At 62.5% G+C, this 24,758-nt stretch carries 19 protein-coding genes; 12 read left to right on the top strand and 7 right to left on the bottom strand.

The annotated features are described in order from the left end of the window. Positions 1-180: 180 nt before the first annotated feature. Positions 181-891 carry an HAD-IA family hydrolase gene (locus AC6IZO_RS13975; protein WP_497805662.1) on the top strand — a complete coding sequence of 237 codons (711 nt, stop codon included), beginning with the start codon at positions 181-183 and terminating at the stop codon, positions 889-891. A 184-nt stretch (positions 892-1,075) separates the two neighbouring features. Then, positions 1,076-2,068, top strand: coding sequence for an NADPH:quinone oxidoreductase family protein (locus AC6IZO_RS13970; protein WP_497805660.1), 993 nt, complete (start codon positions 1,076-1,078; stop codon positions 2,066-2,068). A gap of 138 nt (positions 2,069-2,206) precedes the next feature. Here the strand turns inward: AC6IZO_RS13970 and AC6IZO_RS13965 are convergent, their stop codons facing one another. Beyond that, the gene (locus AC6IZO_RS13965; RefSeq protein ID WP_497805658.1) at positions 2,207-2,386 is read right to left on the bottom strand and encodes a hypothetical protein; all 180 of its coding nucleotides are present in this window, start codon (positions 2,384-2,386) and stop codon (positions 2,207-2,209) included. A 20-nt stretch (positions 2,387-2,406) separates the two neighbouring features. Continuing rightward, on the bottom strand, positions 2,407-2,958 hold the full coding sequence (locus tag AC6IZO_RS13960) for a hypothetical protein (RefSeq protein WP_497805656.1): 552 nt from the start codon (positions 2,956-2,958) through the stop codon (positions 2,407-2,409). Between the two features lie 141 nt (positions 2,959-3,099). Here AC6IZO_RS13960 and AC6IZO_RS13955 point away from each other — a divergent pair, with 141 nt between their 5' ends. Then, the gene (locus AC6IZO_RS13955) at positions 3,100-3,849 is read left to right on the top strand and encodes a PEGA domain-containing protein (protein ID WP_497805654.1); all 750 of its coding nucleotides are present in this window, start codon (positions 3,100-3,102) and stop codon (positions 3,847-3,849) included. A 406-nt stretch (positions 3,850-4,255) separates the two neighbouring features. Here the strand turns inward: AC6IZO_RS13955 and AC6IZO_RS13950 are convergent, their stop codons facing one another. The 3 genes from AC6IZO_RS13950 to lpxC form a co-directional block, all read right to left on the bottom strand. Then, positions 4,256-5,623, bottom strand: a complete 1,368-nt coding sequence (locus AC6IZO_RS13950) for a TldD/PmbA family protein (protein ID WP_497805652.1) — start codon at positions 5,621-5,623, stop codon at positions 4,256-4,258. After that, positions 5,623-7,074: a metalloprotease TldD gene (gene tldD, locus AC6IZO_RS13945; RefSeq protein ID WP_497805650.1), complete on the bottom strand. Its 1,452-nt coding sequence runs from the start codon at positions 7,072-7,074 to the stop codon at positions 5,623-5,625. The genes AC6IZO_RS13950 and tldD overlap by 1 nt, the downstream gene beginning before the upstream one ends. A gap of 111 nt (positions 7,075-7,185) precedes the next feature. After that, the gene (gene lpxC / locus AC6IZO_RS13940) at positions 7,186-8,073 is read right to left on the bottom strand and encodes a UDP-3-O-acyl-N-acetylglucosamine deacetylase (protein ID WP_497805649.1); all 888 of its coding nucleotides are present in this window, start codon (positions 8,071-8,073) and stop codon (positions 7,186-7,188) included. Positions 8,074-8,472: 399 nt separating this feature from the next. Here lpxC and AC6IZO_RS13935 point away from each other — a divergent pair, with 399 nt between their 5' ends. The 8 genes from AC6IZO_RS13935 to AC6IZO_RS13900 all read left to right on the top strand — a co-directional run bounded on the left by AC6IZO_RS13935 (position 8,473) and on the right by AC6IZO_RS13900 (position 20,027). After that, the gene (locus AC6IZO_RS13935) at positions 8,473-9,594 is read left to right on the top strand and encodes a PIN/TRAM domain-containing protein (protein ID WP_497805647.1); all 1,122 of its coding nucleotides are present in this window, start codon (positions 8,473-8,475) and stop codon (positions 9,592-9,594) included. 250 nt (positions 9,595-9,844) lie between these two features. Then, a complete protein-coding gene (locus AC6IZO_RS13930; protein ID WP_497805645.1) occupies positions 9,845-12,295 on the top strand; it encodes a TonB-dependent siderophore receptor in 2,451 nt (816 codons plus the stop codon). Continuing rightward, positions 12,295-13,509, top strand: a complete 1,215-nt coding sequence (locus tag AC6IZO_RS13925) for a PepSY-associated TM helix domain-containing protein (protein WP_497805643.1) — start codon at positions 12,295-12,297, stop codon at positions 13,507-13,509. Before AC6IZO_RS13930 ends, AC6IZO_RS13925 begins: the two co-directional genes overlap by 1 nt. A 79-nt stretch (positions 13,510-13,588) precedes the next feature. Further along, positions 13,589-14,311: a 2-C-methyl-D-erythritol 4-phosphate cytidylyltransferase gene (gene ispD, locus AC6IZO_RS13920; RefSeq protein ID WP_497805641.1), complete on the top strand. Its 723-nt coding sequence runs from the start codon at positions 13,589-13,591 to the stop codon at positions 14,309-14,311. An 88-nt stretch (positions 14,312-14,399) separates the two neighbouring features. Further along, positions 14,400-14,921, top strand: a complete 522-nt coding sequence (gene ispF / locus AC6IZO_RS13915) for a 2-C-methyl-D-erythritol 2,4-cyclodiphosphate synthase (protein WP_497805639.1) — start codon at positions 14,400-14,402, stop codon at positions 14,919-14,921. A gap of 95 nt (positions 14,922-15,016) precedes the next feature. Further along, on the top strand, positions 15,017-16,918 hold the full coding sequence (locus AC6IZO_RS13910; RefSeq protein ID WP_497805637.1) for a M14 family metallopeptidase: 1,902 nt from the start codon (positions 15,017-15,019) through the stop codon (positions 16,916-16,918). A 353-nt stretch (positions 16,919-17,271) separates the two neighbouring features. After that, positions 17,272-17,658, top strand: coding sequence for a hypothetical protein (locus AC6IZO_RS13905; protein ID WP_497805635.1), 387 nt, complete (start codon positions 17,272-17,274; stop codon positions 17,656-17,658). Positions 17,659-17,726: 68 nt separating this feature from the next. Then, positions 17,727-20,027, top strand: coding sequence for an APC family permease (locus AC6IZO_RS13900; RefSeq protein WP_497805633.1), 2,301 nt, complete (start codon positions 17,727-17,729; stop codon positions 20,025-20,027). Positions 20,028-20,146: 119 nt separating this feature from the next. Here AC6IZO_RS13900 and AC6IZO_RS13895 read toward each other — a convergent pair whose 3' ends face one another. Beyond that, a complete protein-coding gene (locus tag AC6IZO_RS13895) occupies positions 20,147-21,271 on the bottom strand; it encodes an RDD family protein (protein ID WP_497805631.1) in 1,125 nt (374 codons plus the stop codon). Positions 21,272-21,633: 362 nt separating this feature from the next. Here AC6IZO_RS13895 and AC6IZO_RS13890 point away from each other — a divergent pair, with 362 nt between their 5' ends. Continuing rightward, positions 21,634-23,991: an LPS-assembly protein LptD gene (locus AC6IZO_RS13890; protein WP_497805629.1), complete on the top strand. Its 2,358-nt coding sequence runs from the start codon at positions 21,634-21,636 to the stop codon at positions 23,989-23,991. A gap of 143 nt (positions 23,992-24,134) precedes the next feature. On the opposite strand, the gene AC6IZO_RS13885 is transcribed toward AC6IZO_RS13890, so the two are convergent. Beyond that, entirely contained in the window at positions 24,135-24,491 is a 357-nt protein-coding gene (locus tag AC6IZO_RS13885; protein ID WP_497805627.1) for a cytochrome c3 family protein, read from the bottom strand. Positions 24,492-24,758: the final 267 nt, after the last annotated feature.

Genomic DNA, 24,758 nt, shown 5'->3' with positions numbered 1-24,758 from the left:
AGGTTTTGGGGCGGGCCAGGCGGGAGCCTGGGGCGCTCAGAGCCGTGGCCGCTGAGCAGCATCGCCACTTATTACGATAGTCCTTTTTCACCGGCCCGGCGCAGGCAATCACAATTTGCAACAGCCCTGCGTACCGCGTGCGTGACGCCAAGGCCCCGGATGAAGCAAACTAGAAGTATCATGGCCGATCACACCTCCGCACCGCTCACCCCTATTCACGGCGTCATCTTCGACTACGGCAAAGTGCTCTCGCTGCCTCCAACGGCAGAGGACTGGAAGCGGCTGGCTGCCGCCTGCTGCATCGCGCCGGTCGAGCGCTTTGAACAGCTCTACTGGGAGTTCCGCGACGGCTACGATGTGAACGAGTGCGACGGCGCGGGCTACTGGCAGCAGGTGGGCGCCGCCGGCGGCGTAAAGCCCACGGACTACCAGCGCTACCCCACGGCCGCCGACGCGCATGTGGGCAGCGGCCCGTATGACGCGGTGCGCATCAAGCACATCATCGCGCTCGATAACGTGCAGTGGACGCGCCCGAACGACAGCATGATCGAGCTGGCGCGCCGCCTGCGCAGCGCCGGGCTGAAGACCGCCGTGCTCAGCAACATTCAGTGGGACATGCTCTCGGTGATGCGCGCCAAGTTTCCCTGGCTCGACGAGTTTGCCACGCGCACCTACACCTGCGAGGTGCTGATGGTGAAGCCCGCCGCCGAGGTCTACCTGATGACCTGCCGCAACATGGGATTGAAGCCGGAGAACGTGCTGTTCATCGACGACAAGCAGGTCAACATCGACGGCGCGCTGCGCGCCGGCCTGCAAGGCTGCCTGTTCGATTCCCCCGCCCGCCAGAGCGAGGTCGAGAGCTACCTGAAGGAGAGAGGGTTCAGGGAGTAGAACGCCTCTCGAATAAGTTTTCCCGGATTTTCGTTGTGCGTCCAAGATGTAAAGTCCCCACGTCTGCCAATAACGGGCAGACCTGGGGCACGGAGTGCGGAACCCATCCATTTTCATAAAGCCAGCGAACTCTCTGAGAACCTGGAACTGAGAACTGGGAACATGCCGTTATACAATCAGCGGCATGAAAGCCATTGTGGTTACCGCAACCAGCGGGCCTGAGGGCCTTGCTCTGCAGAATGTTCCCGAGCCGGCTCCGCGCGCGGGCGAAGTCGTCGTCAACGTGGAAGCCGTGGGCATCAACTTTGCCGACGCGCTCGGTGCCAAGGGCCGCTACCCCGGCGGGCCCAAGCCTCCCTACATTTGCGGACGCGAATTTGCCGGCACCATTGCCGGAACCAACGAGCGCGTGATGGGCTACTGCCAGTACGGCGCCTGCGCCGAGCGCGTGGCCATTGCCCGCGACGCGCTGTGGCCGCAGTATGAAGGCTGGTCGTCGTCGCAGTCGGCGGCCTTCCCCGTCAACTTCTTGACCGCGTGGCTGCTCTACTGGAAGGCTGGACTGGCTAAGGCTCCGGCTGACCTTCCCGCCGATCCCAGCCCAACGGGGCACGCCGGACGCAGGCCGCGCGCGCTCATCCATGCCGCCGCCGGTGGCGTAGGCACGGCTGCCGTGCAGGTGGGCCGCCTGCTCGGCGTGGAGACCTTCGGTACCGCCAGCAGCGATGAGAAGCTAGCCAAGCTCGCCGACCTTGGGCTGAACCACGCCATCAACTACACGCGCGACGACTACGAAGAACGCATCCTGGCCGCCACGCGCGGCGAAGGCGTGGACGCCGTCTTTGACAGCCTGGGCGGCGAGCACACGGCCAAGAGCCTGCGCTGCTGCGCCTTCCTCGGGCGCGTCATCCTGTTCGGCACCGCCACCGGCGAGCGCCCAAAGTTTGATACGCTCGCGCTCTATAACAAGGGCGCCAGCGCGCACGGCCTGTGGCTGAGCCGCCTGGCGGAGAACAAGCCGCTGATTGCCGCGGCGCTCAAGGCCATGGAGCCGTGGGTGCTCGAAGGAAAGCTGAAGCCCGTCATCGGCGCCAAGTTCCCGCTGGCCTCCACGGCCGACGCCTTCAAACTGCTGCTCGAGCGCAAGAGCTTCGGCAAGCTGGTGGTGACGATCTAAATCGCAGGGGGTAGGGATTAGGGGCCAGGGATTAGAACATCGATGGTGGTCGAACTCTCGCTGCAAAATCACAACCCCACGCTCATCGGGCGTGGGGTTTTCCTCTGTCTGAGGAAATGGTGTGGAAAGCGCGGAGGGCTAGGCGGTCCAGCGCCCGTTGGTCAGCGAAGCGGCCCAGCGGCGCAGGCGGTCGGCCTCGGCGCGCAGCAAGGAGGCGGCTGCGGCGTCATTCTGCTCTTCGGCAAACTGCTCGCACTCGGAGGCCTTGACCTCAAGCTCGGCCACCGTGGGCAGCGGAGAAACAAAGCGGTGATTCATGGTGATCTTGTCCCCGGCTTCTATTTTACCTTGAGGTTCAGGAAGCGGAAGTCGGGCTGCGCCTGGTTCCAGTCCATGGAGACGTGCTCAACGGTGAGGCGGATGGTGGCGCTTTTGCCCGGTGCGATGGGCGAGCGCGCCAGCTCCTGCTGGTCGTCATAGCCGCCCAGCGGGTTCTTGACCATGGCGCGCATGGGGAAGACTTCCTTCTGCACAATTTCGCCGAGGGTGTTGCGGAAGGTGGCCTCGACGAGACCGCCCATCAGCTTCTTGGAGCCGGTGTTGGTGAGCGTGAAGTCGACGTAGGTGACGGTGGCGCCGACAAAGTTATCGGCGGAGCTCATGCGCGAGTCGCTCACCTGGAGGTATTGCGCGTAAGGGTCGGCCTGCGCGGGCGCCGACTGGCGCGTGCGGCTGAAGACGGCCAGCCCGATCACCACCACAATCACCAGCGCCAGACCCACCACGGTGGGCACCCAGTTGCGGCCATCCGGTTCGCGCGCGGGCGCACCGGCGCTGAACAAGGGCTCGGGTGTGGAGGGCGTCTGCGGAGTGGGGGTCGTCTCTGCCATAGGGGTCAATTGTAGACCAGGTGGGCAAGCGCGGGCAGAGGGGCGGAGCTAAATCGAAGTCAGCGAGAATTCAGTTGACCCTTCACTACGCAAGACTAGACTTGCGTAGTTTCAACTGAATAACTTTTGGGAGGCATCTGCATGAAGAGGGCAGCTTGGGCAGCTATGTCGCTGCTATTTCTAGCCGGGATTTATTTGTTTGGACAGTCACAACCGACCACTCCAGCTCCGGAGCAGAAACCGTATGTATTCATTACGGACAGCCAGTCTTGGGAAACGCGCGGCGGCGGCGGCGGATCCAATGGCAGTTGGGGGGCAGCCTCAACAGGCGGTGCGCGTCCTCAGACTGCGGAGATCATCAAGACCTTTGGAGAGCGTTGCCCAAACGTGACTGTGAACAACATCTCAACAAGGGCCGACTATATCGTGGAGCTTGATCACGAGGGCGGAAAGGGATTGCTGCAACACAAGAACAAAGTCGCAGTGTTCGAGCGCATCGCCGGAGACATTGTTGTCAGCAAATCGACCCTGTCGTTAGGGGGCTCAGTGCAAGAAGCCTGCGACGCGATCTCGAAGCACTGGACAAGCAATGCTGCACGGATGCGCGCAGCTGCGGAGAAGGCCGCCGTACCCGCGACCGGAACTCCCGTGCCACCCGCCTCGGTTGCTGCTCCGATTGCACCATCCATCTCCGTGGCCTCTATTCCGGAGGGAGCCGATATCGAAATTGACGGCGCATTCGTAGGCAACACGCCGTCAAACGTCGAGGTCACGCCAGGTGAGCACGTGGTTGTGATCAGTAAGAAAGGGTTCAAACCCTGGCAGCGGAAACTGAAGGTCTCGGGTGGGCAGATCAAGTTGAGTGCAGAACTTGAAGCTAACGCACAGTAGGGCGGAGAGTGCGACATTCACCAAGCCGGGCACTGTGCCCGGCTTTCTCTTTGCGGGAATCTGCACCTTGGCGATACATTCATTCCTCCAGCATGTCATGGTGAGCGGAGCGCGGGCCTCGACGAGGCACGCGCGGAATCGAACCACCTTTTGTTTTCCCTTCCACGCAAGGTCAGAACAAAAGGTTCCTCGACTGCGCCTGTACGCGCGGTGCGCCCATAGGCTGTGCTCGGAATGACAGTCGTGGAATTGTGAGGGACTCCGCAACCTAGGTTAGCTTCGCTGGAACGCGCCGAACCCTCGGCAGGCTCAGGATAGGCGCGGGGCACCGAAGCGGCTATCGCGTCGGGCGCAAGAAAAAGGGAGGCGCGAAGCCTCCCTTTCTGATTGCAACCGAGAACCGCTCTTATTCGCCTGCGACGGTCATGCCCTCGATGCGGAGGGTGGGGCAGGCGATGGAGCCGCGCCACTCGAGGTCGTTGCCGATCTCGCTGATGTTGGAGAACATGTCGCCGAGGTTGCCGGCGACGGTGATCTCCTCGACCGGGAAGGCCAGCTCACCGTTCTCAATCCACATGCCGCTGGCACCGCGAGAGAAGTCGCCCGTCACCAGGTTCACGCCAAAGCCGAGGAACTCGGTGACCAGCAGCCCCTGCTTCACTTCGCGGATCATCTCCTCGGGCGTCTTTGTGCCCGGCTCCAGGTAGAAGTTTCCATTCGAGATGCCGGGCGTTCCGGCCAGTCCTCGGGCGGCGTTGCCGGTGGTGGCCAAGCCGAGCTTGCGGGCGGTGTAGGTGTTCAGCAGGTAGCTCTTCAGCTCGCCGTTCTCAAGGATGGTGGTGCGCCGCGTGGGCACGCCCTCGCCGTCAAACGGGCTGGAGCCGAAACCGCCGACCATGGTTCCGTCGTCGATGACGGTGATGTTCGCGCCGGCCACCTTCTGCCCGAGCTTGCCGGCCAGGTACGAGGCGTGGCGGTAGACGGCGTCGCCGTTAATGGCCTCGGCAATGTGGTCGAGCAGCGCCTTCGAGGTCTGGCGGTCGAAGAGGATGGGCACCTTCTGCGTTTTGACCTTGCGCGCGCCCAAACGGCGTAGCGTGCGCTCGGCGGCAATGCGCCCCACTTCCTCGGGAGACTCGAGCGTCTTCAGCGTGCGCGAGACCGAGTACCAGTAGTCGCGCTGCATGTTGCCCTGCTCGTCCTGCGCAATGGGCACGGCGGAAATCGAACAATAGCTGCGCTGAAACTCGCCGACAAAGCCGTGCGAATTGGCCAGCACCTTGCGCCCGGTGGCGCAGTCAAAGGTGCCTCCCTCGCTGTTCTTGATGCGCGGATCGCCGGAGGTTGCGGCCTTCTCCGCGCGGCGCGCCCAGTCAATGCGCTCGGCGGTGGGCAGCGAGTTTACGTCGTCATAATAAAGATCGAGATCAGTCGATATTTGTCCCAGCAGCTCCGGCTCGGGGATGCCCGCGTGCGGGTCCTCGCTGGTGAGCCGCGCCAGCTCGCAGGCCGAGCGCACCATCTGCTCAATGCCCTGCGGAGATAGATCGCTGGTCATGGTGGAGGCCGAACGCTTGCCGAAAAAGACACGCACGCCCAGCGCCTTGCTGCCGGATTCCTTCAGGGTCTCGACCTCGCCGAGACGGACGACCGTAGAGAACTCGTCGCCATCGCGCACCACGCACTCGGCGCTGGTAGCTCCCTGCTTCATTGCCTGCGCCACCACGCCGGTGGCAATTTCCTTCAGGTCAATCTGTGTCGCTGTCGTCGCCATTACTCTGCACCTCCGGTGCCGCCGACGGTCAGCCGGTCCACCTTCAGGGTGGGGATGCCGACGCCGACCGGAACGCTCTGTCCGTCCTTGCCGCAGGTGCCCACGCCCTCGTCGAGCTTCAAATCATTGCCCACCATGCTCACGCGGGTGAGCACGTCAGGGCCGTTGCCGATCAGGGTTGCGTCCTTGAGCGGCGCGGTGATGCGTCCGTCCTCGATCAGGTAGGCCTCGCTGGCGGCAAAGACGAACTTGCCGTTGGTGATGTCCACCTGCCCGCCGCCGAAGTTGACGGCGTACAGGCCACGCTTGACCGAGCGGATGATGTCTTCGGGCGAATCCTCGCCGGCCAGCATGTAGGTGTTCGTCATGCGCGGCATGGGGATGTGCTCGTAGCTCTCGCGGCGTCCGTTGCCGGTGTTGGGCAGGCCCATCAGGTGCGCGGAGAGCTTGTCGCTCATGTAGTTCTTCAGGATGCCCTTTTCAATCAGCACCGTGTTGTTGGTCGCGTTGCCCTCGTCATCCACGTTGATGGAGCCGCGGCGTCCGGGCATGGTTCCGTTATCGACCACCGTGCACTTGTCGCTGGCCACGCGCTTGTTCAGCAGCTCGCTGAAAGCCGAGGTCTTCTTGCGGTTGAAGTCCGCCTCCAGGCCGTGGCCGATGGCTTCATGCAACAGAATTCCGGGCCAGCCAGGGCCGAGCACAACCTCCATCTCGCCGGCCGGGGCGGGGCGCGCATCCAACTGAATGATGGCCTGCCGCACAGCCTCTTCGGCAAAGTGCTCCGGTGTCTTCTCGGTCAGGAAGATGTCGAACGAGTGGCGTCCGCCGCCACCAGCCGAGCCGCGCGAACTGGTGCCATCGTCTTTGCGGGCGATGACCGAAACGTTCAACCGCGCGAGCGGCTGCACGTCCTCGGCAAAGCTGCCGTCGCTGCCAATCACAAGCACGCGGCGCAGTTCGTCGGCATAGCTGGCGCGCACTTCCTTAATGCGCGGATCGTGGGCGCGGGCAAAGCGGTCGGCGCGGCGCAGCAGCTCCACCTTGGCGTCAAGCTCGGTGTCGCTGGCGGCAGCCGGGTACAGGTCGTGCGCGCGATGGTCCTTCAGGTCCACCACCGGCGTTTTGGCCGGGCCGCTGGCAATCAGCGCGGCGGTGCGCGCGGCATTCAAAATCTTTTCGGGCGCAAGGTCGTCGGTGTAGGCGTAGCCGGTGCGCTCGCCGGTAACAACGCGCACGCCGCATCCGGCCGAGATGCCCTGCGAGGCCGACTTGATCATCGACTCGTCGAGGCTCAGCCCGGTCGAGGTGACGTACTCGAAGTAGAGGTCGGCGTAGTCGCCGCCAGCCGACAGCGCGGCGCCAAGATACTTCTCCAGGTCCGCGGACGTCAGCCCGTATTTCTGGAAGAAGAACTGCTTTTCGTAGCTCTGCAACGTAGCGTTTTGCATGGAATTCTTCACACTCTATTGGATGCCCGCCGGTCGGTGAGGACTCGGCACAGGGCTCCAGAGGGTGATTATTCCACACCTGAGGAAAGCAAGTGCAAAACAGGGAAGGAGTTAGTCGGCGACCGGTTCCAGTTCGGCAGGCGAGGCGTCGAGCGTGGTCAACTCGGCCAGCGTCTGGTCCTTGAGCAGGCGCTGCACCAAGGCGGCGTGCATGGCGTGTCCGGCGCGTTCGGCTACCACACGGCCCAGCATGTGCCGCCCCAGCAGGGCCAGATCGCCGATCAGGTCCAGCACCTTGTGGCGCACAAATTCGTCGGGGAAGCGCAACGGCGGATTGACGATCTCCTGCCGCTCTCGGCTGAGGATAACGGCGTTCTGCTCCGAGCAGCCGCGGATGAGGCCCATGTTGCGCAGCGTCTTCTCGTCCTCGACAAAGCCAAAGGTGCGGGCCGGGGCAATCTGGTCGAGGTAGGTGGCATCGCCGATCTTGATCTCAATCGACTGCTCGCCGATCGGTGGCGGGAACGTGATGTGGTAGCTGACCGAGTAGTTTTCCGCCGGATAGACGGCGATGAACTTGTCGCCCTCGCGGATTTCGACCTCGCGCAGCACGCGCAGGTAGGTGCGGCGGCGGCGTTGGCGGCGCAACCCGGCGCGCAGAATCTCCTCCACCACGAGCTTGGCCGAGCCGTCGAGAATCGGAACTTCCAGCGCGTTGACCTCGACGACTGCGTTGTCCAACCCCACGCCCATGAAGGCCGAGAGCACATGCTCAGTGGTGGAGATGAGCACGCCCTTCTTCATCAGACTGGTGGCGTAGCTCACCTTGGCCACATTGCGGCCGTTGGCTTCGATCACAAAATCATCGAGGTCCGTGCGGCGGAATTGAATGCCGGTGCCGACCGGAGCGGGCAGCACACGCATGGTGGTGGGCACGCCGCTATGCAGCCCCACGCCGGTGAATTCAATGGCCGAACGGATTGTGTTCTCGAAACTCATGCAATCAAGATCCTGCAAACTAAATAGCCTACAAGTCTGAGGCGGGGATTTCCTGTGGCATTCTTGCCACTTGCGTTGTAAATATCAATTTCTCGATTGAAAACTGCTGGTGTTGTATTTTTGCAACATTTGTTACGACAAGCAAACCGCGCGGAAAATATCGATAAGAAGACTCTGGAGCGCCCGGGCAAGGAAGCGCATCTCTTTGTAATATAGGAGCATAGCTTCCAGGGGCTGTGTTATATACTGCACCGTACTTTTTTCCGTCCGCAAGCGGAGCATGCGGAGGGAGTTGTGCAGTAGGGCACGATCATTCAGCAAGCTGGAACTGCTCCGCTTTCTTTAATGGAAGTAGTGCCGTGGGCAGGAAAGCAACTGCCTTCCGGTTGGAGGACATGCTTGGATCTCATCATCATACGGGTCTTATTCGTCTTTGCCGTTGCCATGATCTGCGCCACCCTGCACCCGTTCGGGATGCGGAATCCGGCGCTGGAAGCGGCGGCGGGCACCATCATCGGCCTTGCCGTTATCGTCTTTGAAATCCGTCTGCGCCGCATTACCCTGCGGCGGCTGATCGGCGCCTTGCTGGGGAGCATTTCAGGCATCGTTGGCGCCTACATGTTCAGCCTGGTGATCCGCAGCAGCATTGAGAACGAGGCGTTGCGGAACTTCCTCCAGCTCTTCGTGATCATGCTGATGGCCTACATCGGCCTGATTGTGGGCGCGGCCAAGGGCGACCTGCTGAACCTGAACGCCCTGGGCGGCATCTTCGGCGGCGAGAAGCAGAGTAAGCGCACCTACAAGCTGCTGGATACCTCGGTCATCATCGACGGCCGCATTGCGGACATTGCCGAGACCGGCTTCCTTGACGGCGTGCTTACCATTCCGTCGTTTGTGCTGCGCGAGCTGCAACTGGTGGCCGATTCGGCCGACTCGCTCAAGCGCAACCGCGGCCGCCGCGGCCTCGACATTCTGCAGCGCATCCAGAAGATCACCACATTGCAGGTGCAGATCGTTGAAGACGATTTCCCGGCCATCCGCGAAGTCGACATGAAGTTGATCGAGCTGGCCAAGCTGTACGAGGCCAAGATCGTCACCAACGATTTCAACCTGAACAAGGTGGCGCAACTGCACGGCGTCGACGTGCTGAACATCAACGAGTTGGCCAACGCGCTGAAGCCGATCGTGCTGCCCGGCGAAATCATGAAGGTCTTTATCCTGAAGGAAGGCAAGGAATACAACCAGGGCGTTGCCTATCTGGATGACGGAACCATGGTAGTGGTGGACAACGCGCGCAAGATGATCGGCAAGACGATCGAGATCAGCGTAACGAGCGTGCTGCAGACCACGGCCGGCAAAATGATTTTCGGCAAGTTCGACGAGCGCGGGCAGACCGGCATGGCCAAGCCTGAAACGCGTCCGCCCGACCACCGCAAGAGCAATCCGCAGCCGGCCATGCTGCCGGAGAACGGCAACCCGCACAACAACAAGCCCGAAGGGCAGGGTCCGAGCCAGCACTAACCGATACGGAACTCATCTCTGATACGAAGGCCCATCCATTTGGATGGGCCTTTGATTTTTCCCGCTGTTTGCGGCGTGCAGGCGAAGAGGATGCTGGCGGCCGGCAGCATTCTCCTCGCTGGGTGTTGCAGGCACGGGGAGGCTGCGGCTTGACAGAAGGGCGGAGAGGGGCGTAGTTTTTCTATGTTTTGAACATGAATTTCAATTTCATTTTCAATTACAAATAAACTTCAGGAGTACCCCACGCCGTATGCCCCATCGTCGCCCCAGGCTCTCCCCTGCCGTTCTGCTCGTGCTGCTCTTCCTTCTGCTTCCCTCCGCGGTGTTCGCCGTCACGGGCGAACCTGCTGCCTCCGCAGCCGTCGCCGTCACAGAGGCTCCGGCTGCGGAGCCTCCCGACAGCGTTTGCCGCGTTGACGCCGATGCTGCTGAAGTTCATCTCAGCGGACAGATTTCCGATCCCAGGGGCGCTGCTGTATCGGGAGCCTTTCTTGCGCTCTCCTGCAATCGTACTCAATTTCGCGCCGTAACCGGGCCGGACGGGCGTTATCGCATTAGCGTCCCAGCCGGCATCTATCAGTTGACTGCCAGCTCGCCGGGCCTCGCGTTGCCAGCCTCGCATGTGGAGCTGCGCGGCGCGGAGGTGACGCGAGATCTCACGCTGCAACTCAATCATGTCCTCAGTGAAGTGACCGTGACCGACACGGACAGCTTCGTGGCCGTGGAGGCGCAGTCGGCCAACAAGACCGACACGCCGCTGCTGGAGACGCCGCAGATGGTCTCGGTCATCACCAATGACCAGATGACTGCGCAGGGCGTGCACGCCGTCAGTGACGCGCTACGTTACACACCGGGCGTGAACGCAGAGCCTTACGGCAACGACCCGCGCTACGACTGGATGTTGATCCGCGGCTTCACCGAGGGCGCCTATGGCGTCTTTCTCGACGGCATGAACTGGGCTGGCGGCAGCATGGGCGGCCGTTATGAACCGTATGGCCTTGAACAGATCGACGTGTTGAAGGGACCGAGTTCGGTGCTCTACGGTCAGAATGCGCCGGGCGGACTAGTGAACATGACCACCAAGCGTCCACAGGCGCTGCGCATGAACGAGCTGGGTATGGAGTTCGGCAGCTTCGACCGCAAGCAGTTGACGGGTGACTTCATGGGCGCGCTCGACGCGAAGAACCGGCTGCTCTACCGCGTGACCGGCCTTGCCCGCCTCAGCAACACACAGGTGCGTCACGTACCGGATGACCGCCTGTTCATTGCGCCGGCACTGACCTGGAACCCGACGGCGAGGACCTCCATCACCTTGCTCGGGAGCTACCAGAAGGACCGCACCAACTGGGAGCAGTTCATGCCCGCCTACGGCACGCTGCTGCCGAACCCCAATGGCAAGGTTCCGGTGGACGCCTTCTATGGCGAGCCGGGCTGGGACAACTTCCACCGCAAGTCCTCCACCATCGGTTACCTGGCGACGCACCGTTTTAATTCGGTGTGGACCGTGCGGCAGAATTTCCGCAAGACGCATGCGGCGTGGGACGGCAACGTGACCTACGGCTACAACCTCGAGAACGACATGCGCACCTTCGACCGGCTCGCTGACCACAGCCTCTACAAGCTTGACCTCTACACCCTCGACAATCAGGCGCAGGCGAGCTTTGCCACCGGACGCGTGCGCCACAATGCTCTCTTCGGCGTGGACTACACGAACTCCACCACCAACCAGGGTTATGCCTATAACCTCGGCTCGCCCATCGACTTGTTCAACCCAGTCTATGGAAATATCGTCAGCAACCTTCCGTATTCCTCGTTGACGGAGACTTCCACGCACCAGACAGGCTTCTACGTGCAGGACCAGGTGAAGCTCACTTCGCGGCTGATTGTGACCGCCGCCGGGCGCTATGACACGGCGCACACCGACCCGCTTACCATGGGCGTGGGCCACCAGGTGCACGACGACCACAAGCTGACCGGCAAGATCGGCGCGAGCTATGTGACCTCCGTTGGGCTTGCTCCGTATTTCAGCGTGGCCACGTCGTTTCTGCCAACCGATGGCGTCAACGCAACAAACACGCCCTTCAAGCCGACGACCGGCATCCAGTACGAAGCGGGTGTGAAGTACCAGCCGCGTGGCATGAACAGCTTTGTCACGGTCTCGTTCTTCAACCTGCGGCAGCAGAACGTGGTGACCAGCGATCCGGCGAATCCAACGCTCCAGCGGCAGACGGGCGAGACGCGCTCGCGCGGCGTGGAGCTGGAAGGAACGCTTGCGCTCAGCAGAGCGTTCAAGCTACGCGGAGCCTACACCTTCGACGACGTGGCGGTGACGAAGAGCGATGATGCCTCGGAGATTGGCAAGCGCCCGACTCTGGTGCCGGAAAATACTGCTTCGCTGTGGGCGGAGTATTCGCAGCCGCGCGGGCGGCTGGCGGGGCTGGGTGTGAACGCGGGCGTGCGCTTCACGGGCATCATGGCCGGCAGCGATAACAACTCCTTCTGGGTGCCTTCGCATGGGCTGGTGGATGCCGCGCTGTTCTACGAGTGGCGCAATTACCGGCTGGCGGTGAATACCGCCAATCTGTTCGACCGTACCTACGTTGGAAGCTGTCTGAGCCTGAGCTACTGCAATTATGGATACGGACGCAACGTGACCGGCAGTCTTCGCTACCGCTGGGGTGGCGAGGCCGAGCAGAAATAATGGCCGAGACGCACTGGCTTGCAACCTACTGGAAGGAACCCCGTCGCACGTGGCTGCGGCGGGCGGCCTTCCAGGTGCATCTGTGGGCGGGGCTGATCATCGGACTCTATGCGCTGGCCATTGGCGTCAGCGGCAGTGTGCTGGTCTTTCAGAATGAGTTGCACGCGTGGGCGGAGCCTGCGGTCTATCGCGTAGAGGCTGCTTCTACACAAGCCTCACTGGATGCAATGGTGCGCAACACCGCCGCAAGTGTGCAGGGCTATCGCGTTGGAGGCTTCGAGTTCCCCAGTGAGCCGGGCGAAGCCATCCATGCCTGGACATTGCCGGTCAAAACGTCCAAGCACCCCTACGGCCCGAATGTCTACCTGAACCAGTACACGGGGACGGTGCTTGGAGTGCGCGCCCCATACGCAGGTGTGATTGGCTGGATGGCGCGGCTGCACTATTTCCTCCTTGCGGGCGAGACCGGTGAGAAGGTCAACGGTGCGCTGGCGGCAGTGCTGCTGCTGCTGTGCATGACGGGAGTGATCGCATGGTGGCCGGGCCGCGCGCATTGGCGTCGCGGACTGACCATGAAATTGCGCGCGCGATGGAAGCGTGTGAATTACGACCTGCACACCACGTGCGGCTTCTGGCTGGCAGGGGTGTTACTGGCCATGAGCTTTACCGGGGTGTTCTTTGTCTACCCGGTGCCGATGGCGGCGGCCTTGGCCACGCTCACGCGCACGCCCATGCAGCGGCTGACCTGGCTGCTGAACTATCCTCCGTCGAAGGCCAGTGGAGGAAAGCCGGTTGCGATCGATGCGGCCTTTGCCAGTGCCCGCGCGCAAATGTGCTCCGATTGCCGCCCCAAGTACCTCATCCTTCCGCCGGACGCAAAAGGCTCCATCACGCTCGTGGCCGAACACACCGGCTGGGCGCTGCTCGCCGGACGCGTGCAAATCCATGTGGATCAGTACACAGGCGACGTTCTGAAGGTGGTTGACTCCCGCGACCAAGGCGCGCTGGCCGCCACCATCCTTGCCTTTTACCCCCTGCACTTTGGCCAGTGGGGAGCCTTGCCCGTGAAACTGGTGTGGGTGCTCCTGGGCCTGACGCCGGGCGTGCTGTTCGCTACCGGCTTTGTGATGTGGTGGAACCGCGTGCTGCGGAAGCGGCTGAAAGCAAGCTCTATGACATGCAATCATTCCGCTGCGTTCTTCTCTGGGCGCTGACGCCTTTCGGTTTACAACGCTCGTGTTACCTCCGGAATTTGGAAAATCTGGCCCTGCCGCTCTATACTGACAAGCCCTTATGAAAGTATTTGTCATCATTCCTGCGGCTGGCCTTGGGACGCGCATGAGCGGCGTCTCGAAACCGACGGGCGCTTTGCGCTCCAAGCAGTTTCTGGAGCTGGCGGGCGTGCCCATCCTGATCCACACGCTGCGCAAGTTTGCTTCCTGCGCGGCGGTCGACTCCATCACCGTTGCCATGCGCAAGAGTGAGGCAGAGGCCTTTGCGCCCGAGCTGGAGAAGGCCAAGCTAGGCAAGCCGGTGAAGGTTGTGGAAGGCGGCGAGCACCGCCAGCAGTCGGTGGCCAACGCGCTCGATTCGCTCCAGGCCGAGGCCGACGACGTGGTGCTGGTGCATGACGCGGTGCGTCCGTTCATTGAGCCCGCCACCATCGACGGCGTGGTTGAAGCAGTGAAGCGCTACGGCGCGGCCATTGCGGGCGTACCGGCTGTCGATACCATCAAGCGCGTGGAGCGCACACAGGACGGCGCAATCATCCGCACCACCATTCCCCGCGAGCAGGTGGTGCAGGCGCAGACGCCGCAGGGCTTCCATTACGGAGAGCTGAAGCAGGTGTTTGACGATGCCCGCGCCGAAGGCTTCCAGGGTACCGATGAAGCCAGCCTCTTCGAGCGCGCCGGCAAGGCCGTGCACGTGGTGATGGGCAGCGCACGGAATATCAAGATCACCACTCCGGCCGATCTCGAACTGGCCGAGTTCCTGATGAAAGGAAGCAGGGCTTAGAGGCCTCGGTTCAGGGATGCAACCTCAGCGTTGATGCTGCATTTGATTTCCCTGATCCCCGACCGCTAATCCCCAGCCCCCGCGTTTCATGATTCGCATTGGCTACGGATTCGACTCGCACTCTTTTGCGCCGGACATTCCGCTGAAGATTGGCGGCGTGGAGCTGCCGCACACGCACGGCCTGGCCGGGCACAGCGACGGCGACGTGCTGCTGCACGCGCTGACCGACGCGCTGCTGGGCGCCATCGCCGCCGGTGACATTGGCGGCTACTTCCCTCCGAGCGACCCGAAGTGGAAGGGCGCGAACTCCGTGACCTTCATTGAGGAAGCCATGCGTCAGGTGAGCAAGGCGGGCTTCCAGGTGGTGAACGTGGACGCCACGCTGATTCTGGAGCGTCCGAAGATTGGCCCGCATGCGCTGCGGATTCGCCAGAGTGTGGCCGAGTTGCTGCATGTGGAGGTGGGCGCCGTGAGCGTGAAGGCCAAGACGCCCGAAGGCATGAACCTGGAGAACGCCGCACTGGCGCATGCCGTGGTGCTGCTGGAGAACAGTTCAGACCCGGAAGCCGTGGAGCGCGAGTGGGAGGCCATGCAGGAACTGCTGGTCTGAGCAGAGGGCAAAAAGTAAAGACTTCGCATGAGGCGGGCGCAAGGGCGTCCGCCTTTCTGTTTATAGTTGTTGGCACTGGTCCTGGAGGGTATGGAATGAAGCGAGTGTTGTTGGCTGTGGCGGTGGTTGGGACGTTGGTTACAGGTGCGTGGGCGCAGGCGCTGCCCAACGCGGAGCTGCTGGCGCAGCCTCCGCAGGTGGCTTCGGCCGCGACCTGCCCGAAGCTGGATGCATGGTCGACTCCGGCGGAGCAGAGCTGCTACCGCACTACGCCGCGTTATGACGAAACGCGCGCCTTCGCCGAACGGCTGGTGAAGGCCGCACCCAAACAGGTGAAGCTGGAAGCGTGGGGCCGCACCGGCGAAGGCCGCGAACTGTATGCTCTCATCGTTTCGCGCGACGGCCAGTTTGACCCGGCAAAGCTGCACGCCGCCAAACGCCCCATCGTCTACATACAGAATTCGATTCACGCAGGCGAAATGGACGGTAAGGACGCTTCGCTCGCGCTGATCCGCGACATCGTCGTCAACAAGACGCAGGCAAAGCTTATCGACCGCGCCGTGCTGGTGGTCACGCTCATCTATAACGCCGACGGGCATGAGCACTTCGGCCCCTACAACCGCATCAACCAGAACGGACCGGAGCAGATGGGCTGGCGCACCAACGCACGCCAGCAGAACCTGAACCGCGATTACATGAAGGCCGAGGCGTCGGAGACGCGCGCCTTCCTTGCCTACTGGAACAAGTGGCTGCCCGATTTCTTTGTTGATGACCATGTGACCGACGGCGCCGATTATCAGGCCGACGTGACCTACTTTGCCGACACCGACCTGAGCACCTACCCGCCGTTGGCAAAGTGGATGGATGAGGTGCTGTCGCCTGAGCTGGAGCGGCAGGTGAACGCCAGCGGCCACGTTGCCTCGCCTTATATCGACTTTAACGGACGCACGCCCGACACCGGCATCAGCAAGGGACAGAGCACGCCACGCTTCTCCACCGGCTACGTGAATTTGCAGAACCGCCCCGCCGTGCTGATTGAGATGCACATGCTCAAGGACTACCGCACGCGCGTGACCGGCAACTACGAGGCGCTGAAGGCGATGCTGGCGGTGGTGAACCGCGACGCGGACACGCTCGTGGAGATGAACCGCGGGGCCGATTCAGAAACGGATGCCTACATGAAGTCGGCATTCAAACTGCCTCTGCGCGAGGAGTGGACGGGCCAGTCGGTGCCGATGGAGTTCAAGGGCTTCAAGTGGACGGTGGAGAAGAGCGCGATCAGCGGCGGAGAATGGATTCAGTATCACGAGGACCAGCCGATGACGATGACCGTGCAGCGCGCCGTGGGGCTGAAGCCGACTCTCACGGTGACAGCGCCTGCGGGCTACATTGTTCCCGCCGAGTGGACGCCGGTCATCCACGTGCTGGAGGCGCATGGGCTGCAGTTGGAGCGCACCACGCGCCCGTGGACGGCGAAGGTCGGCGTCTACCGCTGCCAGTCACCACAGTGGGCGCAGCAGCCTTTTGAAGGACATCATGTGGCGGGCTGGGGAGCGGAGCGTCGTGAATCCGGCGCGCCGCAGGCGGGCGACGCGAAGACCGCCGAGCGTGCCTGCCGACTGAGCGAAGAGGAAGTGACCTTCCCGGCAGGTTCGGTGGTGGTGCCGGCGGCGCAGCGGGCCTTCAAGGTTGCCATGCACTGGCTGGAGCCGGAGGCGCCGGATTCGGCGTTGCAGTGGGGATACTTCGATTCCATCTTCGAGCAGAAGGAATATGGCGAGGGCTACGTGCTGGAGCGGCTGGCGCACAAGCTTGCCGAAGCCGACCCAAAGCTGAAGGCTGAGTTCGACGCAAAGGTCGCCGCCGATGCAAAGTTTGCAGCCAACTCCTACGCGCGCTTGAACTGGTGGTACCAGCATTCTCCGTGGTGGGACGCGCGAATCGGTCTGTACCCGGTTGGCCGCCTGCAGTCGCTCGAAGACGTGCCGGTGAAGTAGCGGCTTCCAGCATTAAAGCCTCGTTCTCTCCGCCATAGGCGGGGAAAACATGCAGGAGCACAACCCCTGACAGGCGTCTGACGATGGCGCTTGTCAGGGGAGTGCAACATCCGTTGCCCGCCAAAACACTTCCGCTGCACCTCCACGCCGATAGACTTCCACCTTTTGATGGCCGCTGCATTGGTTACTCTGGCACGCGGCGTGTGACGCTTTTCACACTGCGCGCGGCGGTTTCCGGGTATCATTCCTAGACTAGTTTCACGAAACGAGCAGTCCGCGCCGCTGCCGGGGTTCTCTGCCTGGCGGAAATTCGCGGTCTGCGTTTGTTCGGAAACGGCTCGAATCGCGACTTCATGACCCGAGTCTTCAGTTTCGTTGCCTTGCTGCTGGTTGCCGCGGCGGTGCTGTATTTGTACAGCGCGCAGATCCGCAGTTTCTCACCAGCCGGCCCGGCCACGCCCAAGGAAGCTGCAGAGCTGACCGGCGTGCGCTCCGACCTGATTCAATTCCAGAAAATTGAGCAGCAGCACCTGGCCAGCGACGGTCATTACCTGACGCTGGACCAGATGCATGAGGCCAACGATGAGGGGCTTCCGCCCGCGCAGCGCGGCAACTACCGCTATGACGTGACGGTGGAAGACGGCCGTTTCACGGCCACGGCGAGTTATGTGGGAACTCCGCCGGAAGGCACGCCGCGTGCGCTGCACATTGGACCCGAGGGCATGTTGTCGCAGGAGTAGACTGATTCGCGCGCACAGGGCCATCGATGTAGGATGAGGGGCGCGCGATTCGCAAGTGGGGCTCAGTTATGTCAACAACTTCAACCAACGGAAACGTGAGCAACACGGGCCGCCCGGCGATCAAGGTATTCGTCGCCACCACGGTCATGCTCAGTTTCATCAGCTTCTGGCGTGCGGCAGCCATCGTGCTGTCCGACCTGGCTTCGTCGGCCTACTACGTGGGCGGCGACGCGGAAAAGGTCATTGGAAAGAGCGCGCCCTGGTTCGTGCTGGCGGTCATGCTGTTCAGCTACGCGGTGCGGGCCATCTATATCGAATCCAGCGCGATGTTCGTGCGCGGCGGCGTTTACCGCGTGGTCAAAGAGGCCATGGGCGGCACGTTGGCCAAGCTCTCGGTTTCCGCGCTGCTGTTCGACTACATCCTGACCGGCCCAATCAGTTCGGTTTCCGCCGGCCAGTACCTTGCCGGACTGATCGTCGACCTCTGCAACCGCCTCGGCTTCCGTGTGCATCCGACGGACGCGCAGGAGGGCTACTTTGCGGCAGCCTTCGCCGTCTGCGTCACGTTGTACTTCTGGCACAAGAACACGCAGGGTATTCACGAATCGAGTGAGAAGGCGCTTTCGATCATGAAGATCACTACCGTGATGGTGGTGGTGTTGCTGGTCTGGTGCTTCATCACGGTCATTCACAACGGCGCGCACCTGCCGCCGATGCCGACGCGCGACGCCATCCTGGTGGCGAACCAGGCCAATCACGGCGAGACGCTCGGCTGGCTCGCGCACTTCAGCTGGCTCACGCAGTTGCCCTTCATCCTGATGATCGTCGGCTTCGGCCACTCCGTGCTGGCCATGAGCGGCGAGGAATCGCTGGCGCAGGTCAACCGCGAAATCGAGCACCCGAAGTTGAAGAACCTGGAGAAGGCCGGACTGGTCATCTTCATCTACAGCCTTCTGTTTACGGCGCTGGTTTCGTTCTTCGCCGTGATGATCATTCCGGACGGCGTGCGTTCGCAGTACTTCGCCAACCTCATCAGCGGACTGGCCATGAACCTGGTTGGCCCCTACACGTTGCGCCTGTTCTTCCAGGCCTTCGTGGTGATGGTGGGCGTGCTGATCCTTTCGGGCGCGGTAAACACGGCCATTGTGGGCGCCAACGGCGTGCTCAACCGCATCAGTGAAGACGGCGTGCTGACCCCCTGGTTCCGCAAGCCGCACGCGCGCTACGGCACCAGCTACCGGCTCATCAACCTGATTGTCGGCCTGCAACTGCTGACCATCATCCTCTCGCGCGGCGACGTGTACCTGCTGGCTTCGCTCTACGCCTTCGGTGTCATCTGGAGCTTCGCCTTCAACGGCCTCTCGGTCACGGTGCTGCGCTTTACCGAGCCGCAGAAGCGCGAGTTCAAGGTGCCGGGCAACCTGCGCATCGGCAAGATCGAGCTGCCGATCGGCCTCGGCCTGATCACGATCTTCCTGTTCACGATCGCCATCCTCAACCTGTTCACCAAACCGCTGGCGACCAAGTCCGGACTGGCATTCTCGGCAATCTTCCTCGTCATCTTCTACATCAGCGAACGGCGCACGCACCGAGCGATGGCCGGCAAGACGGAGATGAAGGAAGAGTTCCGCGTGGCCGCGCAGCCGCTCATCAGCCGTGAGGAGATGGCGGTGCGTCCGGGCAATACGCTGGTCGCCATTCGCGACCCGCGCAACCTGTATTACCTCAAGGACATTCTGAAGGGCACCGACACCACGCGCACCGACGTGGTGGTGATGACCGCCCGCATCTATCATCGCGAGTACGCCTTCAGCGGCAACGCCCGGTATGACACCGACGAGCTGTTCGAGGAATACGAGCAGGAGCTGTTCACCAAGGTTGTCGAGATGGCCGAGAAGGAGGGCAAGACCGTCAAGCTGATGGTGGTGCCCACGGCCAACGTCTTTGACGCCATTATTCAGACGGCGCAACGGCTGGAGTCGCGCCTGATCGTCTGCGGCCTGAGCAACAAGCTCACGCTCGACGAGCAGGGCAAGCTGACGGGCGATGCCTGGGAGCGCGCGCCGGAGCCGCGTCCGCGTCTGCGGTTGCAGATCCACGCGCCCGACGGCACGGTGCAACAGTACCGGCTGGGCCCGCACTCTCCGCGGTTGCGTCCGCAGGACCTGGCGCTGCTGCATGAGATGTGGCTGGAGATCACGACCGATCCGGAGTTCGCCACGCTGCACCACTACCACATCGTGGGCGCGTCGCTGGAGCGGCTGAAGCAGATCATGCACTCCGACCCTGAGGGGCGGAAACGCGTGCTCCAGTTGCTGCGCGAGGAGATGAAGCGTCCCAACCAGCTTCCTCCGGGGCAGCAGGAATAAGCGGGACTGGCAACTTCGCGGTAAACGATGAGGGCGGCGCTGGATGCGCCGCCCTTTTCTGTTATGTGTGATTGGTTGAGGCCGCTTGCGAGCGTGGGCCCGAACTGCGGTTGGTTGGTTCAGTTCAGGTGAGTTGACGACTCGGGCGTAACAAACGTGTGCGTCATGCGGTCATGCCAGCAGAGCAGGTCCTCGTCAACCAGCGCCCAGAGGAAGCCCATGCCCATGGAGGCCGCCGAGAGCAGCGTGGCCAGCGCGCGGCGGCGGCGTGCGCCACGGCGTACCGGCTCGCCATCAAAGCTGCCCAGCCGCAGACGCAGCAGGCTCATGCCGGGCGTCTGCCCGGACCAAGTCATAAAAACGTACTCGTAGGCCGCCCACATCAGCGCGGGCAGCGCGCCGAGCGCCGACCAGAAATACTTGGTGTGCGGCGCCGTCAGCAGAATCTCGCGGTTCAACGCAGCGAACAGCGCGCTTGAAACCGCCACCAGCAGCACGTCCACCACTGCGGCCGCGCAGCGCGGGCCGATGAACGCCACCGGGATCGGAACCTCGATACGCGCCTGGTCGCTGAGCGGTGCGTCGCCGGCGTCGATATGAACCTCGGTAAATAGGGGGCCATCGACAGTGGGCACAACGTCTTCGGGCACGTCGAGAATGCGCGGAATCCGCGTGATGTTCTCCGCCAGCTCGTCGCGCGCCGGAGGCTCCACAATGGGGGGCTGCACCAGCGGCCGCGGAAACACAATCACCTTGGGCCGCACCGGCTCGGGTTCCGGTTCCGGCACAGGCGCAAAGGTGATCACCTGCGGCTGCGGCATCGCCTGCGGGGCGATTGGTTCAGGCTCCGGTTCCGGAACAGCCTCACGCTCAAAGGCGAAAGCCGGGTCCAGCTCCGGCTGCGGCAGCGCCGAAGGACTCGCGCACAGCTCCACGGCAGGGCTTGCAGGCTCGGCCGGAGGCGGTGCCAGAAGCTCTTCCGGCGCATGGAAAACCGGCTTGGGTGCAAAGCTCTCGTGGTTGGCGCGACGGTAATAGTCGGTATCGCAAACCTGCGGCGTGGTCACCGGCGGCTCCGGCTCGGGTTCCACCGGAAGCTGCGGTGCGGCGGCGCCGTCGAAGTTCAGGCTCATGGAGCCTTCCGAGCGGCGACGCTTGCGCGCGCGGTAGCGGTTGACGCGCGAGGTCATCTCATCGCGCCACATTTCGGGTTCCGAAGATGAATCGTAAGGTTCGTAAGACATTTGGGCCCTGCACTCACTGCTGAAACTGGGGACACGGCAGGCGTCGTCGACGCCGCCGGTCGCTTCGTCCTGTGGGGGAAGAGAGGACGCGACCGAAGCTGGCACGGAGCACATGCAATGCGTACCGCAAAGCAGGCAAGCCATTCCGGATTGTGAGAATGCCGAGAGCCACGGGACTGACGGTAGCGCAGCGGTTGCCAGGACTTTGTGAAGCAGGTTGCCGCGTGCTACCTTCGCATGAGGCGATCTGCCCGCAGGAGTCCGGGCCGCTTTCGCGAACCATGAGTTCCCGTATTCGAAGAATTAACACACTCGCGCTGGCAAGTCACCTGTTTCTGGTGATTCTGCTGTTGGCAATGCGAATGCCCGCCCAGGTTGCGGAGGGCAGCGCCCTCTCCACGCCCATCGTCACAGCCTCAGCCCCCGCAAATGATGAGGCCGTCATCAAGGCCCGCCATCAGGAAAAGCAGGGCAACCTCTATCAGCTCGATGGCGATGTCGAGATCGAGTACCAGGGCTACACGCTGCGCGCCGAGCACGTCACTTATGACGCGGAGACCGGCGCCTCGCTGGCCACTGGATCCGTAGTGCTCGATGGCGGCCCGCACGACGCCCACCTGGAAGCCGCCCGCGCCAACTACAACGTCAAGACCGAAACCGGCACGTTCTATGACGTGGTCGGCTCGTTCGGTGCGCTGGTCAAGGGCCGCAACGTGGTGCTGACCTCGGACAACCCGTTCATGGTCACCGGACGCGAGGTGCAGAAGACCGGGCGTAACCGTTACATCGTGCTGCACGGCACCATCACCAGTTGCAACCTTCCCAGCCCTGACTGGACGTTCAACGCCGAAAAGATCGACGTCGAGGCCGGCGAGGACGCCAAGGTCTACCACGCCACCTTCCGCCTGCGGAAGATTCCGCTCTTCTACTTTCCTTACATGCAGCACCCGGCGGACACCCTGGGACGGCAGACCGGCTTCCTGATTCCTTCGTTCGGACAGAGTTCGAGCAAGGGCTTCATCTTCGGAGATTCGCTCTACTGGGCCATCAACCGCAGCATGGATGCCACCATTGGCGCCGAGTACTGGTCCAAACGCGGCTGGTCGCAGCATGGCGAATTCCGCTCGCGTCCGAGCCAAAATTCTTCCTTGAATGTCCACTATTTTGGCGTGCTCGACCGTGGCCTACCCAGCAGTGGTCAGGACCAGAGCGGCCAGGAAGTGAAGCTGGACGGCGCACTCACGCGCGGCAGCTGGCGCGCGGTCGCCGACATCGATTACCTCTCCAGCTTCCTGTTCCGCGAGGCCTTTGCCGAAAGCTACACGCAGGCCGTGAACTCGGAGGTGACCTCGGTGGCGTTCGTCACGCGCAACCGCAAGGGTCTCTCCTGGAACCTGATGGGCGAGCGGTACCAGAACTTCAGCATCACGCAGAGCTCGAACTCGGTGAAGATCATGCACGAGCCGGCGTTCGAAGTCAGCTCAATCGACCGCTACCTCGGGCGCACGCCTTTCACGGGCAGCTTTGACGTTTCATTGACCGGCCTGTCGCGCCATCAGGGAGGCTTTGCCACAGACCGCGTCGTCGGCCGGTTTGACGTTGCGCCGCGTGTGGCCCTGCCTATGGAGTGGAAGGGCTTCTCGGTGCGCCCGGAGCTGACGCTGCGCAACACCTATTACACGCAGGAGCAGAGCGCGGCAACCACTACGGCGGACGGCGTGCCGCTCTCTTCGGCCATCAACCGCCGCTCGCTGGAGGCCAGCGTTGAGGTGCATCCTCCGTCGCTGGAGCGCGTCTTTAAGACCGAAGTGCGCGGACGCATGATCAAGCACGTACTTGAGCCGCGCGTGGAGTACCACTTCGTCACCGGCATCGACCGCTTCCTGAACGTCATACGCTTTGACGAGCGCGACATCCTCTCCAACACCAACCATGTGGAGTACGGCCTGACGCAGCGACTTTACGCGCGCCGCCGCGACGCGCAGCGCGATCCTCGGTGCGATGTGCAGGCGGCGGGAACCCGCACGGCGCAGCCCGGCTCATCCCTGCCCGGCACCAGCGCAACTCCGGTGCGCTGCGACGCGCCAGGCGCCAATACGCGCGAGATCCTGACCTGGGAAATAGTGCAGCGCTACTACGCCGATACGACCTTCGGCGGGGCGGTGCTCAATGGCCGCCGCAACGTGGTGGCTGCCAGCGAGGACTTGACGGGCATCGCCTTCCTGAGCGGCGAACGCCACTTTTCACCCATCATTTCGCGCCTGCGCGTCTCCACCACGGTCAACACCGACGTGCAGTGGCAGCTCGATTACGACACGCAGAAGGGACGCATCAACAGCTCCACGGCGTTGCTCGATTACCGCATCGGCCCGATCTTCGTGGGCGCCAGCCATGCCTTCCTGCGCATGCCGGAAGATGTGACCACGCTGGCCACCACGGCGCCGACGGTCTTCAACCAGTTCCGCGGCCTGCTCGGCTACGGGCACCCCAACAAACGCGGATTGAGCGCGGGCGTCAGCATCGGCTATGACCAGCACTTCGACTACGTGCAGTACGGAGCCGTGCAGAGCAGCTACAACTGGGACTGCTGCGGTGTGAACGTGGAGTACCGGCGCTTTGCGCTGCCGGGCGTGCGTAATGAGAACAGCTTCCGCTTTGCCTTCACACTGGCCAACTTCGGAACCTTCGGCAACCTGCGCCGCCAGGAGCGGATCTACTAGGACGGGCACGCACGCTTGGCTGGCGGGAACTTATCTGCAGGTCCACGTCGAAGAGTCCCGGGACGTCTGGTTCCAGACAATACAACGGACAAAAGAAAACCCGCGGCGTGTGGCCGCGGGTTTTATCTTGCGCTGAGCGCCAGTTACTTCTTGTGGCACTCCATGCACTTCTGCGGACCCTTGCCCGACGCCTTGTGGCAGTCGATGCAATTCTTGTGGAAGGCGGTCTTGGCGTCGCTCTTCATCGGAGCCGCGGCAGCCTTGGTGTGGCAGTCGGTGCACTTCTGGAACTTGCCGGACATCGCCTTCTCAGGCTTCGAAGCGTGGTGGCAAGCATCGCACTTGTGGCCCTTCATGTGAGCGGCGTGATCGAAGGTGACAGCGCCCGGAGCGGCAGCCAGCGTGACCTTCTCCGGCGGCTTCTGGGCGAACGCAGCGCTGCTCATCATCGCCACAACGGCGACGAGCAACACGAGAATGAGAGTACGAGAAACTTTCACATTGCCTCCTGCAAAAAATGAAACAGAATTTACCGCAACCGCAACTTACGCGAGGGTCGATTATAAGGAAGCTCCGCACGCCGGAATGTGACCGGCAACCAGCAGAAAAGTGACAAACGTGACTTTGGGGAGACCTGCGTCTCGTTTGGGAAACAAATCTGGAGCCGATGGCCCACGTTCATATTGAATCTTGAGCGAAGCCTCCATTTGTACACTGATTGCTGCAGGCGCAGGGCAGAAGAAAGGCCGCATCCGGAGACGCGGCCT

The organism is Oryzophilus luti (assembly GCF_059726245.1).
This window is presented reverse-complemented; position numbering and strand designations above follow the sequence as displayed.